Genomic DNA, 14,218 nt, shown 5'->3' with positions numbered 1-14,218 from the left:
AGAAGCGACGCCGAGTTTTATTTATCCACCACGAGGTCGCTCAAAGGCTTGCTGCAGCACAACAGCACCATGCCCTGATCTATTTCGCGCTGACGAATGCCGCCTGCGTGCTTCATGCTCACTTCGCCCGATACGAGCTTGACCTTGCATGTGCCGCACATGCCTTGCGTGCACGATGAGGGTAAACGCACCCCGGCTTTCTTCGCGGCATCGAGCACGTTCTCGTTGCTACCGCATTCGATGTCGCGCCGGATCTTGGCGAAGCTGACTTTGTATGTCGTATCGACAGGCGCCGCTGGTCGAGGCGCAAAGCCAACTGCCTCTTCACGCGCTTCGACGAAATCGGTCTGTGTGGCGATGGCGTCGGCCACGTGCGCGGTCGTCAACTGCGATGCGACCTCCGCAATGGTCTCGAACGAGAAGCTCTCTTCGTGATAATGCTTGCGATCGAAACCGCCTTCATCGAGAAGATCGCGGACCGCCTTCATATAAGGCGCTGGACCGCACGTGAAGATTTCGCGTTCGAGATAGTCCGGTGCAATCAGCTTCAGTAGCGGCAAGCTGAGAAAGCCCGTCACACCGGCCCAGTTCGTGCGCGTGCCCACGCGCTCGCAAACGAAGGCCGTGCGAAAGTTCGTCTGATTCGATGCAATGAGATCCAGCTCGCGCGAGAAGATGATGTCGTCGGGCGTGCGCGCGCTGTGCACGAAGACGATATCCGCGTCCTCGCCGAGTTCGTGATGCGCGCGGCTCATCGACATGAGCGGCGTGATACCCGACCCCGCCGAAAGAAACAGGAACTTGCGCGCCGGATGCCGCGCGCAGGTGAACTCGCCCGAAGGTCCGAGCACACGCACGCGCGATCCCGCAATTACGTTGTCATGCAGCCAGTTCGATACCTTTCCGCCCGGTACACGCTTGACCGTGATCGAAATGGTGTGCGGCCGCGTGGGCGAAGAGGAAATCGTATAGCAGCGATTGATCTGCTCGCCGTCGATATCGAGTTCCAGTGTAATGAACTGCCCCGGTTCGAACACGAAGCTGCGTTCGCTCGGCGCCTTGAAGAAAAAACTCTTCACGTCGTGCGTTTCCTGCCGGACGTGACAGCAGACGAGTGTGTCGTCGGTATCGCTATTCCAGCGCGCGGGCAGCGTCCCCCAGAAGCGCGGCTGGGTGACACGGCTTGCAGTCGGCTCGAACGTGGCCTGATCGCGCATCATGTTTTGCCTCTCGAACGCGCTTAGCGCATGAAGGAAACGACTTTCTCGCCATGCGTGACCACGTCCTTGTCGGGCGTGTTCGCATAGTTGTCGAGGCGGCCGATATACCACTCGCAGAACTTTTCCACGAGCCCTTCGGTGAACGGCGAATACGGGCCCGGCTCGTAAGCGCTGCTCGTTGCACCCAGCTGCGAATACTCGACCAACGTGCGGTCCTGTTCGTTCGTTGCGCGCCACACGGCGGTGAGATTGTCGACGTCGTAATCGATACCTTCGCGCGCGTCCTTATGCACGAGCCACTTGGTGCGCACGAGCGTTTCGCCCGCAGACAGCGGAATCACGCTGAACGTGACGATGTGATCGCTCATGAAGTGATGCCACGAATTCGGTTGCGTCCAGAACGACAAGCCGCCCAGGTCCGCGCGCTCGAAGCCGCCAAGCAGCTTCTTCGATGCCACCTTCGCGTCGAGCGTCTGCGATTCGCCATCGCGGTCGAGTGGCAGACGTTGCGTGCGAAAACCGGTGACGAGATCCGCCAGACGTTCGATCTCGGCGGAAGGCAGGTTCATTGCTTCCCATTGCTTCGTGCGTTCGCTCACCGTGCGTTCGAACGCGGCCATGCCGTCCTCGTTCGCAGGGGTGCGTTGATAACCGAAGCCGTATTCATAGAGCGAAATGGTCAACTCGGGATGGTTTGCCACGCAGTGATAGCACTCGCGGTTGTTCTCCATCGTGAGCTTCCAGTTGCCCTTTTCCACGATGTCGATGTTCGCCGCGATCTTGCAATCGGCGAGACCGTGCGGCAAAAGATACGGCTCCATCGACTCGCGCAGCACGGAGAAATCGGCGGGCGGTTCATCGGCGAGACAGATGAAGATCAGGCCCGCGAGGTTCTGCACATGAACCTTCTTGAGGCTATGTTTGCAGCGGTCGAACTGGTCGCCCATGTGTTCGGCGAACATGAGGTCGCCGTTGAGGTTATAGGTCCAGCTGTGATATGGGCACACGATATTGCCGAGCGAGCCTTTCTCCTGATTGCAAAGACGCGCGCCGCGATGACGGCAGACGTTGTGGAACGCGCGAATCTGCATGTCGTCGTCGCGCACGATCAGGATCGAATCGTGGCCGATATCGACGGTCGTATAGTCGCCCGGCTCCGGCACGTCCGGCTCGATCGCAACCTGAATCCAGTGCTGCCGGAAAATCGCGTCCAGGTCGAGCGCGTGAATCTCGTCGCTCGTGTAGAACGGCGCTTCGAGCGTGTGGCCCTTTTTGCGGCGTTCGATCATTGCGCGAACGTCTGCCGAAACTTTCATCGTGTGCTCCGTTGTGCGTCACGTCTGGTGCCCCGCCAACACCCCTGAAATGCGGGCTTGCTGCGCTTTGAACTTAATAATCCACCAGTTGATGCTCGCGCAAATACGCCAGGATCACTTGTGCTTTTTCGACGGAACTCCCTTCAATTACGACGCTTCCGCCACGGCTTTCGGTCGTGGTCGCGGAAAGCATGCGGGCATGGCCGGTGCGCTTTTCGGGCGCGGCGAGGCGCTTGGGCTTCGCGCTCACGGGGCCGACGCTCCATGCGCTCGCTTCCGGATCGACAGGCGCGGCCGCTGCAACCGGTGCGACGCGTCCTTCGCGCATACGCGCATACGCGTAGCGCGGTGTCGCGTTGGCGAGCGGATGCACGGCGATGAGCGCGGGCAACTGCACGCGCACACGGCGACGCAAGCCCTTCGGCATGAACTGGCGCACTTCGACGCCTTCGTTCGTCACGTCGATATCGACAGCCGAGCCGACTAGCGCGACGTTCAACGCATCGGCAAGCCGATACGGCAACGTGCCGCTATCGAACGCGCCTTCGGCACGCGTGCCGGTCAAGACGAGTCGATAACCCGCGAGACGTTGCGCGAGTGCCGCGCAGGCATCGCCCGGTGTGTTGAGCACTTCGACGCGCGGCGCGCCCAGTGCGAGATATTCGGCAAGCGCGGGATTGGCGGGGTCGCCTGCATGCAGCACATCGAGTTGCGCGCCGTGTTCCTTTGCAATGTCGATACCGAGGGCGAGCGCGGCCGCGTCGTTGCGGCTATAACGCGCCGTGCCGCTAATAGGATGCCGGCCAGTAGAAACGAGAACGGCTATTTTCATGCGTACGCTCCTTCGGCAAGCGTCGCCGTCTGCAGGATCGGGCTGCCATTGGTACGCGATGCACGCGCGGCCGACGCCGCGTCCGTCAGCGCCTTGATGGTCTCTTGCGTATCCGCGACGATGGTCAGATCCGCACGCTTGGCAATGGGCGCGCTCGCATCGAGATTGACCGCGATGACATGCCGGCAATCCTTGATGCCTTGCAGGTGCTGCACCGCGCCCGAGATGCCGAACGCGATATACACGCTAGCTTCCACCGTCTTGCCCGTGGCGCCGATCTGCTTGTCGCGCGAGAACTTGCCGTCGTCGACAGCCACCCGGCTCGCGCCGATAGCCGCGCCCAAGGTGCTTGCCAACGCTTCGAATGCGGGCACGTCCGTCACGCCGTTGCCCGCCGAGATGATGAAGTCCGCTTCTTCGAGCGCGACTTGGGCCGCGTCCATTTCCTCGATGCCGAGATCGACATACGCGCTCGGCATCGTCGCGGGCACGACGTCTTCGCTATTCACGCGCGCGCCTGCGCCGACGTAAGGCAGCTTGGCATCGACCGCATTCGGTGCGAGCAAGATCACATCGGGTCGCGCACGCAATGCCACCGCGCGGCCAGCATGTGCATACGCAGCGACGTGCTGAAGGTCGAGTTCCACCACGTGTGTGGCGATACTCGCACCGGCGCGCGCCGCGTAACGCCGGCCGAGATCGCCGTCGCCGGTTGCGTTGTCGGGCATGAAGACATGCACGGGCGTGAAGGCCGCGACGCAGGCAGCGAGCGCGCGCAGTTCTTCATCCGGTGCGAAATGGCGGCGATCGAAGCCGGGCAGCTCGATATAACGATCCGCGCCGAGCGACGCCGCATCGTCACTGAACGCGCCGAACGCGATCAACACGACTTCGGTTTCATCGTCCGCGAGCAAGGCGGCGGCGGCCAGTGCCTGACGGCCGTGATCGTCGAGCGCGCCGCGATCCGTATGCGCCGCCACCAGCACCGCGCGACGCGACGCTTTCGCCGTGCGGCGCGGCTTCGCTGCATCATGGTGTGTTGCAACGAAGTCAAGCAGCGCGCCGCTGCCGATCTCGCCGAGCGTGATGCGCTTGAGCCCCGCGCTCGTGACGATAAACGGCCTGCGCGGATCGATTCGTTTGATGTTGTCGTTCATCGTGTTACTCCAGCGCCGCGGCGACCAGCTCCGCCACGTCGAGCACTTCGGGACGCGCGCCGACCACGCCTTCGAGCATCGCGGTGCAATTCGGGCAACCCACGGCGACCACTTCCGCGCCTATCGTGCGGGCATCGGCAATGCGGATATCGGGAATGCGCTGCTTGCCGGGAATGTCGGTCAGGGGCGCGCCGCCGCCACCGCCGCAGCACCGTCCGCGCATGCCGTTACGCTCCATCTCCACCACCTTGATGCCGATGGACTTCAGCAGCTTGCGCGGCGCTTCGGTTTCGCCGTTATAGCGGCCGAGATAGCACGGATCGTGATACGTGATCTTCTTGTCGGCGAGCACGGTCGCGGCCTTCGGCGAGAGCTTGCCGTTCGCGACGAGTTCTGCCATCAACGCCGTGTGATGCTGCACTTCATAGAAGCCGCCAAGCGCGCGATACTCGTTGCGCAAGCTATGCAGCACATGCGGGTCCGCCGTCACGATGCGCCGGAACGAATACTGCGAAAGTGTGCCTATCAGCTTCTTCGCGCATGCCTGAAAGGTAGCTTCGTCGCCGAGACGACGCGCCGTATCGCCGGTGTCCGTTTCAACGCCGCCGAGCACCGCGTAATCCACGCCTGCCTTGTTCAGCACCTTCGCCAACGCACGCAGCGTGCGTTGATAACGCATGTCGAACGCGCCTTCGCCCGCGATCAACAAGACATCGACGGGACGACCCGGTTGCGCGACCTGCACTTGCAGATCCACCGACCAGTCGTAACGCGCGCCGATGTCAAACCCGTTCGCGCTGCCCGTTTCACGCAGATTCGCAAGCGTGATCGGACCTTTCCCCGGGACGTTGCCTTCCACGAGCGTCTGATTGCGGCGCATATCGACGATGGCATCGACGTGTTCGATCAGCATCGGGCATTCTTGCACGCAGGCGCGGCACGTGGTGCAGGACCAGATGGTATCGGCTTCGATCATCGTGGAGATGAGCGGCTTGCCCGGTGCGCCCGAATGCCTGCCGACCGGAATGCCGGGGGTCGGGCTGCCGGCGTAGAGCGCATCCGAACCGCCGACCATGCCGACGACGAGATCCTGAATCAGCTTCTTCGGATTGAGCGGTTGTCCCGATGCGAACGCGGGGCACGCCGCTTCGCATTTGCCGCATTGCACGCAGGCATCGAAACTCAGCAACTGGTTCCAGCGAAACTCGATGGGCTTGCTCACGCCATATTCCTGCGCATCGAGTACGGGCACTTTGAGCGCGGTGGGCGGCACGACATCGTGCTCGTTTTTCGCTGCAAAGCGCTCCTGACGCGGATGAAACGCGAGATGCAGCAAGCCCGCCATCGCATGCTTCATCGGGCCGCCTTGCGCTGCGCCGAAGGTCATCGTGTATGCGCCCGCCGCGATCAGCAATGCAACGATGATCGCGAGTGCACCCGACATCCACGAAGCCGGCAACAGCATGAACAATGCAAGACCAAGCGCGAATGAACCGAGCAGCAAAGGCAGGCTGTCCCACGGTCCGCGTGACAAACGCGCGGGCACTTCCTTCGCGTCGTGTCTGCGACGGTACACGAACACTGCGCCCACCAGCATGACGATAGCCGCGAGGAAGATCAGCTTGTCGAGCCACGGCGAATAGATGGCGAGGCCGTAGTTGAGGAATACGAGCGCCATCGCGAGAATGGCGCCGCCAGCGGTTGCAACGTGCGTCTTCGCGATATACGGATCACGCGCCACCACATGATGCAAATCCACGAAGTAACGCTTCGGGATGGTCAGCAGGTTAGCCCAGCCATAAGCACCGGCAGTCGTGGCGCGTCCTTCTCGCCAATAGGCCGCGCGCTTCATCACGGCGAAGGCGAGACCCGCCACCGATACCCACAGCAAGACGGTGATGACAAACACGGGGTTCATCGTCTAAAGCCCTCGTCAGAAGTCTTTGCAAAGACGCAGCGCGTCGTAGATCGCGCCGTGGATGTTGTGCATGGAGATGCAGTCGCCGACGCGGAACAAGAGAAAACGCCCGTTTCCAAGCTCTTCCGAAAGACACGGCTGCGCTTCCGATGCAAAGAGCTTGTGCACATCCACCTGGCCGCGATTGAGCGATTCGGGTTTCAGCTTCCAGTACAGGCAATCGTTGGGCGTGCTGCCGTTCTCAATCACGACCTGATCCACCGCGCGCTCTTCCTGTTCTTCCGTGTACTCGTTGCGGATCACGGCAATCTTCTTCCCGTCTTCCTCGTACACCTTGTCGAGCCAGTAGTTCGGCGTATGGATCACGCCTTGCGCATAAAGCCTTCTATAAAAGATGGGGAACGTGGTGCCGCCGACGTCATCGGCGACCTTCACGTCCGGCGTCACGATCTCGACATTGCCGCCACGGCTCGAGATGAAGTCCGCGACGCCCGCGCCCGCATGCGTGCTCACGCCGTCATAAACGAGCACGTTCTTGCCCGGCTCGACCTTGCCCGAGAGAATGTCCCAGGCGCTCACCGCGAGACCTCGTTCGACGCCCCATGCAGGCACTTGATCCGTGAACGACGAGCCGCCCGTCGCGAGCACGACGATGTCCGGCTTCTCGGCCATGATGGCCTTGTCGTCGGCGGCGACACCGAGACGACGATCCACGCCGAGCCGCTTCGTTTCCATGTCGAACCAGCGCACGATGCCCGCCATCTGCTCGCGCTGCGGCGCCTTCGCGGCAAGCATGATCTGGCCGCCGACGTAATCGTTCTTCTCGAACAGCACGACATCGTGACCGCGCGACTTCGCCACGCGCGCCGCTTCGAGTCCCGCGGGCCCTGCGCCGACCACCACGACTTTGCGCTTCGGCCCGCGCGTCTTTTCGATGACATGCGGCATGGTCGCTTCACGCGATGTCGCCGCGTTCTGCACGCACAACACATCGAGTCCGTTGTACTGCCGGTCGATGCAGTAGTTCGCGCCGACGCACTGCTTGATCTCGTCCTCGCGGCCATCGCGAATCTTGATCACCATATGCGGGTCCGCAATCTGCGCACGCGTCATGCCGACCAGATCGACCATGCCGTTGGCGAGCAGACGTTCCGCCTGACCCGCATCGCGAATGCTTTGCGCATGCATGATCGGCAGCTTCACGACCGACTTGATGCCCGCCGCGAGATGCACGAAAGGCTCGGGTGGCAGCGCCATCGGCGGCATGCAGTTGGCGAGCGTGTTATGCGTATCCGCGCCCGAACCGATCACGCCGATGTAATCGATGAGGCCCGTTTCAGCCATCGCTTGAGCGATCTCTTTCAATTGTTCGTGATCGAGACCGTCTTCATGGAATTCGTCGCCGCACATGCGCAAGCCAATTGCGAAGTCGGCGCCCACGGCTTCGCGCACGGCCTGCAGCACTTCCTTACCGAAGCGCAGACGGTTTTCGAGCGAACCGCCCCATTCGTCCGTGCGAAAGTTGGTGCGCGGACTCCAGAACTGATCGATCAAATGCTGATGCGCCGCCGAGATCTCGACGCCATCCATGCCCGCATCCTTCACGCGCTTCGCGGCCGCCGCGAAATCCTGAATGATGCGCTTGATCTCTTCCACTTCGATGATCTTCGCGTTGCCGCGATGCACCGGCTCCCGCACGCCCGAAGGCGACATCAGATGCGGCCAGCTCTCTCCGTGCCACGCCGAACGCCGGCCCATGTGCGTTGCCTGGATCATGATCTTCGCGCCATGCCGATGCATCGCTTCGGCCAGCCGCGAGAGCGGGTCGATGACCTTGTCGGTCGACAGGTTCACCGACTTCCACCAGCCTTGCGGGCTGTCGATCGACACCGGGCTCGAACCTCCGCAAACGGCTAGCGCCACGCCGCCCTTCGCCTTCTCTTCGTAATAGCGGATATACCGGTCGCCGGGCAGACCGCCTGGCTCGGCATAGACCTCGGCATGCGCGGTACTGACGATACGGTTACGCAAGGTCAGTTTGTTCAGCGTGAGTGGCTTGAAAAGGTTCGGGTAACGCATTGCGGGCGACCTCGGAAAGGTTTTGCTTTGAAGCCTTTATTTCGATGCGAGCGGCGACACTTCGAACACACAATGCTCGCAGCCTTCCGCGGCGCATTGCGTTTCGACCGAGTGCGAACGCGGCCCCTTCTTCGTGCTGTCGGGTGCGGTGTCGTTGACCCAGTCCAGCGCGCCGGCGAACCATCCGGCGAACATGTAGCAGAGCTTGCCGTGCTTGCCCGGTTGCGCGAGCACGAAGGACGAGTGACGCAGATGCACACGCGCCATGGCGCTCTGCGGGTCGGATTCGACGATATCGAAGAGACCCCAGCCGCGTTGCGACAGGCGCTTCAGGTAATGCTCGAACACCGCCATGCCCGCTATGCCGTGCTTGTCCGCCTCCTTGTCGCACCAGTGATAAGCGGACTTGTAGCCCGCCTTGTAGAGAATCGCGGCGTACGCTTCGCGGCCGAGCGCTTCTTCCACGGCCACGTGGTTATTGGTGAAGAAATGGCGCGGCACATACAGCATGGGCAGCGCGTCGGTAGTCCAGACGCCCGTTTCTTGATCGACGTCGATAGGCAGTTGCGGTTGCATCGCGGGTTCCCTGTTCTTGTTGGAGTCAGACGTTCCAGACTTCGCCGAAGAAGCGCATCCAGTTCTCGCCCATCACCTTCTTGATACGCGTCTCGCCCCAGCCCGCTTTTTCCATCGCGGCCGTGAGGTTCGGGAACTCGCCGATCGTGCGAATGCCTTCCGGATTCACGACCTTGCCGAAGTTCGTCAGACGGCGATAACGGCCCTTGTCGTGCGTGATCCAGTCGAAGAACTCGGTGCTGTAGCCTTGCGTGAAGTCCGTGCCGATGCCCACCTTGTCTTCGCCGATCACGTTGATCACGTAGTCGATGGCTTCGAGATAATCGTCGACGGTCGCGTCCGGGCCTTTCTTCAGGAACGGCGAGAACATGGTCACGCCGACGAAGCCGTTGGCGTCCGCGATCTCTCTCAGCTGATCGTCGGTCTTGTTGCGCGGATGGTCCTTGAGTCCCGAGGGACAGCAGTGCGAGTACGTGACAGGCTTCTTCGAGCAGGCGATGGCATCGGAAGAAGTCTTCGCGCCCACGTGGGAAAGATCGACCATGATGCCGACGCGATTCATCTCGTGGATCACTTCCTTGCCATAACCCGAGAGTCCGCCGTCCGGTTCATAGCAGCCCGTGCCGACCAGGTTCTGCGTGTTGTAGCAGAGTTGCACCACGTTCACGCCGAGCTCCTTGAACACTTCGATATAGCCGACATTGTCCTCGAACGCATACGAGTTCTGGAAGCCGAAGATGATGCCTGTCTTGTTTTCCTTCTTCGCGCGCAGGATGTCGTCGGTCGTGCGCACGAGCGTGAGAATCTCGCTGTACTCGCGAATCTGTTGCTTCATCTCGGCGATGTTGTCGATCGTCTTCTGGAAGTCCTCCCAGACCGAAACCGTGCAGTTCACCGCGGTGACGTTACCTTTGCGCATGTCCTCGAACACGGAGCGCTCGAACTTGGAGATGTTCAGGCCGTCGATGATGATGCTGTTGTCGTGCAGAGTGCTCATCGTTGATAACTCCGTGGGCTTAGTAGATGGGGAAGCGTTCGCACAGCGCGAAGATCTCGCGGCGCACGCGTTGTTCGGTTTGCGGATCGCCTTCCGGATGCTCGCGCAGCGATTCGAAGACTTCGAGAATCAGGCGGCCGGTTTCGCGGAACTCGTTGACGCCGAAGCCGCGCGTCGTGCCTGCCGGCGTGCCTAAGCGAATGCCCGAGGTGACGGTCGGCTTTTCGGTATCGAAGGGTATGCCGTTCTTGTTGCAGGTGATGCCCGCGCGTTCCAGCGCATGCTCGACCTGATTGCCCTTGAGGCCTTTCGGGCGCAGATCGACGAGCAGCAGATGGTTGTCCGTGCCGCCGGTGACGAGATCGACGCCGCCTTCCTTGAGCACTTCGCCGAGCGCTTGCGCATTTGCGAGCACGTTGTCGATATACGTCTTGAAGTCCGGCCGCAGCGCTTCGCCGAAGGCCACCGCCTTGCCTGCTATCACATGCATCAGCGGGCCGCCTTGCAGGCCGGGGAACACGGCCGAGTTGATCTTCTTGGCGATGTCTTCGTCGTTCGTGAGGATGAAACCGCCGCGCGGACCGCGTAAGGTCTTGTGCGTGGTGGACGTGACCACGTGCGCATGATCCACGGGGCTATAGTGACGCCCCGCCGCGATGATGCCCGCGATATGCGCCATATCGACCATGAGCTTCGCATCGACGCTATCGGCGATCTTGCGCAGACGCGCGAAGTCCAGCTTGCGCGGATACGCCGAGAATCCCGCGATCAGCAATGACGGCTTGTGTTGCTTCGCGAGTTCCTCGATCTGCTCGTAATCGATCAGCATGGTGTCGCGGTTCACACCGTATTGCACCGCGTTGAACCACTTGCCCGAAAGCGCGGGCTTCGCGCCATGCGTGAGGTGACCGCCCGCATCGAGCGACATGCCGAGAATGGTGTCGCCGGGTTTGGCGAGCGCAAGCATCACGGCGCCGTTGGCCTGCGCGCCCGAATGCGGCTGCACGTTGGCGAACTTCGCGTTGAAGAGCTGCTTGATGCGATCGATGGCGAGCGCCTCGACTTCATCCACGAATTCACAGCCACCGTAATAGCGCTTGCCCGGATACCCTTCCGCGTACTTGTTCGTGAGCACCGAGCCTTGCGATTCCAGTACGGCGCGCGACACGATGTTTTCCGACGCGATCAGTTCGATTTGCGATTGCTGGCGCTCCAGTTCTTTCAGGATCGCGCCGCGCACCGAAGCGTCGCTGGATGCAAGCGGGGCTTCGAAGAAGGGATTCGAGTTCGACATTGGCAGGTCCGTGGGTCAAGTGTGACGGTCGTTCGACGGCGGTGCGGGTGGCTCTTCGGATGATTTTCCGTTTGCCGTCGCGGCCGTAATCGTTGCGTCTATTCTTGACTTTCGTCCTGCCGGTCAATTTACGAATTTAGACGTGTTCTTGGCCTTTTCCGACATGCGCGTCTTTTTTCGACAAGTGGCGCGATGGTTTTCGGTGTAGCGATTTATTCGGTGCGCCGCTGCACTGTCGCGGAACGCCCGTGCGCTTCGAAGGTGCGCGCCCTTGCTCGTGGAGGGTCGGCGAGGAAATCGCGTCTATATGAAGCATGCACGATGCCTCGTGAGGCTCAGGGTTTAGCCTGATGGCATGGTAGTTGCAAACGAAACCAAAATGCAAAAAGTGGCAAAGCGCCGCATCTGACGGCGTCAAACAATAGATTCGAAGGAATCATTCCTCACATGTCCCCCGATCGCACGGCGTCGCTGTCGCACTTCGCTTTCATGCCGCTTCCCAACTTCACCATGATCGCTTTCACCAACGCGATCGAAGTCCTGCGCATGGCGAACTATCTGACGGGGCAGCCGTTGTATCGCTGGTCGATCGTGAGTCCCGATGGCGGTCCCGTCACCGCGAGCAACGGCTTGTCCGTCGACACAGGTCCGGTGGAATGCGTGGGACAACCCGATATCGTGTTCGTGGTCGGCGGCATCGATGTGCAGCGCGCGACCACGCCCGCACATCTCGCCGCGCTGCGCCGCTTCGCCCGCATGGGCAGCGTGCTCGGCAGCCTCTGCACCGGCACTTATGCACTGGCTCGTGCGGGCTTACTCGCGGGCTATGCGTGCGCCATCCACTGGGAGAACATGTCGGCGCTCAAGGAAGAGTTTCCCGACACGCGCTTCCTGAAGGAACTGTTCGTGATCGACCGCGATCGCGTCACGTGTACCGGTGGCGTCGCGCCGCTCGACATGATGCTCAACCTCATCGCATCCCGCGTGGGTACGGCGCGCGTGACGCAGATCGCCGAGCAATTCATCGTCGAACATGTACGCGATACGAGCGCGCAGCAGCGCATGCCGCTCGTTGCACGACTCGGATCGGCCAACAAGTCGCTCTTCGAAGTGATCTCGCTCATGGAGAACAACATCGAGGAGCCGCTGTCGCGCGAGGAACTGGCGCGCCTTGCCGGCATGTCGCAACGGCAATTGCAGCGGCTCTTTCGCGAGCATCTCGGCATGACGCCGACGCACTACTATCTCACGCTGCGTCTGCGGCGCGCGCGCGAACTGCTGCTGCAAACCGATATGTCGATCATGCATATCACCATGGCTTGCGGCTTCCAGTCGGCGTGCCACTTCTCGAAGAGTTATCGCGATGCCTTCGGAACCGCGCCCACGCGCGAACGCCGCAAGCAAGCGCCTTCACTTGCGGCGGTTGCACCTTCGGCGCTGGTTGCCTGATACCGGTTCGAACAAAAAGAGCCGTTGGCTTGCAACAGCCAACGGCTCTCTTCATTCCAGGCCGATTACGCCGCTTTCAACAATCCGTGCGGATCGAGCACGAACTTCCTCGGCGCGCCGCCATCGAACTTTCTGTAGCCTTCGGGCGCTTCATCGAGCGAAATCACGGACACGTTGACGATATCCGCAATCGGCAAACGATCCCACAAGATGGCCTGCATCAGATTGCGGTTGTACTTCATCACGGGCGTCTGTCCCGTGTGGAACGAATGCGACTTCGCCCAGCCAAGGCCGAAGCGAATGCTGAGACTGCCCTTGCGCGCGGCGGCATCGGCGGCGCCGGGGTCATCGGTGACATAGAGGCCGGGAATGCCGATCGCGCCCGCTGCCTTCGTGATCTCCATCAGCGAATTAAGCACGGTGGCCGGTGCTTCCTCGCCGCTGCCGCTGCCGTGACCGTGTGCCTCGAATCCCACGCAATCGACCGCGCAATCCACTTCCGGCTTGCCGAGAATCTGCTCGATCTGCTCGCCGAGCGTCGCGTCCCTTGAGAGATCGATGATCTCGAAACCCATCTTGCGCGCGTGCGCCAAGCGCTCTTCGTTCATGTCGCCGACGATGGTGCACGCTGCGCCCAAAATGCGCGCCGATGCCGCCGCCGCCATTCCAACCGGTCCCGCGCCCGCGATATAAACCGTCGCGCCCGGTTTCACGCCCGCCATCACCGCGCCGTGATAACCCGTCGGCAAGATGTCGGAGAGACACGTGAGGTCGCGTATCTTCGACATGGCCTGTGCCTTGTCCGGAAACTTCAGCAGATTGAAATCGGCATACGGAACCATCACGTATTCCGCCTGGCCGCCTATCCAGCCGCCCATATCGACATAACCATACGCGCCGCCAGCACGCGACGGGTTCACGTTCAAACATACGCCCGTATGTTGCGCCTTGCAGGTCGGGCAGCGCCCGCATGCCACGTTGAACGGCACCGAAACGAGATCGCCAATGGCAAGCGTCTCCACATCGCGGCCGATTTCGATCACTTCGCCCGTGATCTCGTGCCCGAGCACGAGGCCGACTTCCGCCGTCGTGCGGCCGCGCACCATATGCTGATCCGAGCCGCAAATGTTGGTACTGACTACGCGAAGAATGACGCCGTGGCCGATGTCGCGCCCGCGTGGATCGACCATCTTCGGATAGTCGATGGACTGCACTTCCACCTTGCCCTGCCCCAGATATACGACGCCGCGATTGCTGCTCATTGATCGTCTCCATGTCTCGTGGACGGCTCGCGCGATGCACCGTCACGGTTCATCGCGCCCGTTCGTCGAGCGTAGCGCCGCTAGTCGCGCACGACCGATCCCCAATGCGACGCGGGTT

General features: G+C 61.5%; 11 protein-coding genes. 1 reads left to right on the top strand and 10 read right to left on the bottom strand.

The features are described from left to right. Nucleotides 1–17: 17 nt before the first annotated feature. From NCR40_RS14385 to NCR40_RS14345, 9 genes are all read right to left on the bottom strand, one after another. Complete coding sequence (locus tag NCR40_RS14385; RefSeq protein WP_244829739.1) at nucleotides 18–1,217, bottom strand: FAD-binding oxidoreductase; 1,200 nt, start codon at nucleotides 1,215–1,217, stop codon at nucleotides 18–20. Between the two features lie 23 nt (nucleotides 1,218–1,240). Beyond that, entirely contained in the window at nucleotides 1,241–2,536 is a 1,296-nt protein-coding gene (locus NCR40_RS14380; protein WP_250509783.1) for an aromatic ring-hydroxylating oxygenase subunit alpha, read from the bottom strand. 73 nt (nucleotides 2,537–2,609) lie between these two features. Beyond that, on the bottom strand, nucleotides 2,610–3,368 hold the full coding sequence (locus NCR40_RS14375; protein ID WP_250466431.1) for an adenine nucleotide alpha hydrolase family protein: 759 nt from the start codon (nucleotides 3,366–3,368) through the stop codon (nucleotides 2,610–2,612). Then, nucleotides 3,365–4,525, bottom strand: coding sequence for an electron transfer flavoprotein subunit alpha/FixB family protein (locus tag NCR40_RS14370; protein WP_250509782.1), 1,161 nt, complete (start codon nucleotides 4,523–4,525; stop codon nucleotides 3,365–3,367). Before NCR40_RS14370 ends, NCR40_RS14375 begins: the two co-directional genes overlap by 4 nt. 4 nt (nucleotides 4,526–4,529) lie before the next feature. Next, nucleotides 4,530–6,443 (bottom strand): (Fe-S)-binding protein, encoded by a 1,914-nt coding sequence (locus NCR40_RS14365; RefSeq protein WP_250509781.1) that lies wholly within the window; start codon nucleotides 6,441–6,443, stop codon nucleotides 4,530–4,532. Between the two features lie 15 nt (nucleotides 6,444–6,458). Then, on the bottom strand, nucleotides 6,459–8,522 hold the full coding sequence (locus NCR40_RS14360; protein WP_250509780.1) for an NADH:flavin oxidoreductase: 2,064 nt from the start codon (nucleotides 8,520–8,522) through the stop codon (nucleotides 6,459–6,461). A 36-nt stretch (nucleotides 8,523–8,558) separates the two neighbouring features. Continuing rightward, complete coding sequence (locus tag NCR40_RS14355) at nucleotides 8,559–9,098, bottom strand: DUF5943 domain-containing protein (RefSeq protein ID WP_250509779.1); 540 nt, start codon at nucleotides 9,096–9,098, stop codon at nucleotides 8,559–8,561. Between the two features lie 25 nt (nucleotides 9,099–9,123). Next, the gene (locus NCR40_RS14350; RefSeq protein ID WP_250509778.1) at nucleotides 9,124–10,095 is read right to left on the bottom strand and encodes a dipeptidase; all 972 of its coding nucleotides are present in this window, start codon (nucleotides 10,093–10,095) and stop codon (nucleotides 9,124–9,126) included. Between the two features lie 19 nt (nucleotides 10,096–10,114). Then, nucleotides 10,115–11,389 (bottom strand): serine hydroxymethyltransferase, encoded by a 1,275-nt coding sequence (locus NCR40_RS14345; protein ID WP_250509777.1) that lies wholly within the window; start codon nucleotides 11,387–11,389, stop codon nucleotides 10,115–10,117. 447 nt (nucleotides 11,390–11,836) lie between these two features. Here NCR40_RS14345 and NCR40_RS14340 point away from each other — a divergent pair, with 447 nt between their 5' ends. Beyond that, the gene (locus tag NCR40_RS14340; protein ID WP_244829037.1) at nucleotides 11,837–12,838 is read left to right on the top strand and encodes a GlxA family transcriptional regulator; all 1,002 of its coding nucleotides are present in this window, start codon (nucleotides 11,837–11,839) and stop codon (nucleotides 12,836–12,838) included. A 65-nt stretch (nucleotides 12,839–12,903) separates the two neighbouring features. Here the strand turns inward: NCR40_RS14340 and fdhA are convergent, their stop codons facing one another. Then, nucleotides 12,904–14,100, bottom strand: a complete 1,197-nt coding sequence (gene fdhA / locus NCR40_RS14335) for a formaldehyde dehydrogenase, glutathione-independent (RefSeq protein WP_250509776.1) — start codon at nucleotides 14,098–14,100, stop codon at nucleotides 12,904–12,906. Nucleotides 14,101–14,218: the final 118 nt, after the last annotated feature.

It is taken from the genome of Caballeronia sp. GACF4, from assembly GCF_023631025.1.
Lineage (GTDB): Bacteria > Pseudomonadota > Gammaproteobacteria > Burkholderiales > Burkholderiaceae > Caballeronia.
This window is presented reverse-complemented; position numbering and strand designations above follow the sequence as displayed.

Excerpts from the sequence above, each read along its gene's own strand:
- NCR40_RS14370 (WP_250509782.1), bottom strand. The coding sequence starts at position 4,525 with ATGAACGACAACATCAAACGAATCGATCCGCGCAGGCCGTTTATCGTC.
- NCR40_RS14340 (WP_244829037.1), top strand. The coding sequence starts at position 11,837 with ATGTCCCCCGATCGCACGGCGTCGCTGTCGCACTTCGCTTTCATGCCG.
- NCR40_RS14345 (WP_250509777.1), bottom strand. The coding sequence starts at position 11,389 with ATGTCGAACTCGAATCCCTTCTTCGAAGCCCCGCTTGCATCCAGCGAC.
- NCR40_RS14380 (WP_250509783.1), bottom strand. The coding sequence starts at position 2,536 with ATGAAAGTTTCGGCAGACGTTCGCGCAATGATCGAACGCCGCAAAAAG.
- NCR40_RS14375 (WP_250466431.1), bottom strand. The coding sequence starts at position 3,368 with ATGAAAATAGCCGTTCTCGTTTCTACTGGCCGGCATCCTATTAGCGGC.
- fdhA (WP_250509776.1), bottom strand. The coding sequence starts at position 14,100 with ATGAGCAGCAATCGCGGCGTCGTATATCTGGGGCAGGGCAAGGTGGAA.
- NCR40_RS14350 (WP_250509778.1), bottom strand. The coding sequence starts at position 10,095 with ATGAGCACTCTGCACGACAACAGCATCATCATCGACGGCCTGAACATC.
- NCR40_RS14365 (WP_250509781.1), bottom strand. The coding sequence starts at position 6,443 with ATGAACCCCGTGTTTGTCATCACCGTCTTGCTGTGGGTATCGGTGGCG.
- NCR40_RS14355 (WP_250509779.1), bottom strand. The coding sequence starts at position 9,098 with ATGCAACCGCAACTGCCTATCGACGTCGATCAAGAAACGGGCGTCTGG.
- NCR40_RS14385 (WP_244829739.1), bottom strand. The coding sequence starts at position 1,217 with ATGCGCGATCAGGCCACGTTCGAGCCGACTGCAAGCCGTGTCACCCAG.
- NCR40_RS14360 (WP_250509780.1), bottom strand. The coding sequence starts at position 8,522 with ATGCGTTACCCGAACCTTTTCAAGCCACTCACGCTGAACAAACTGACC.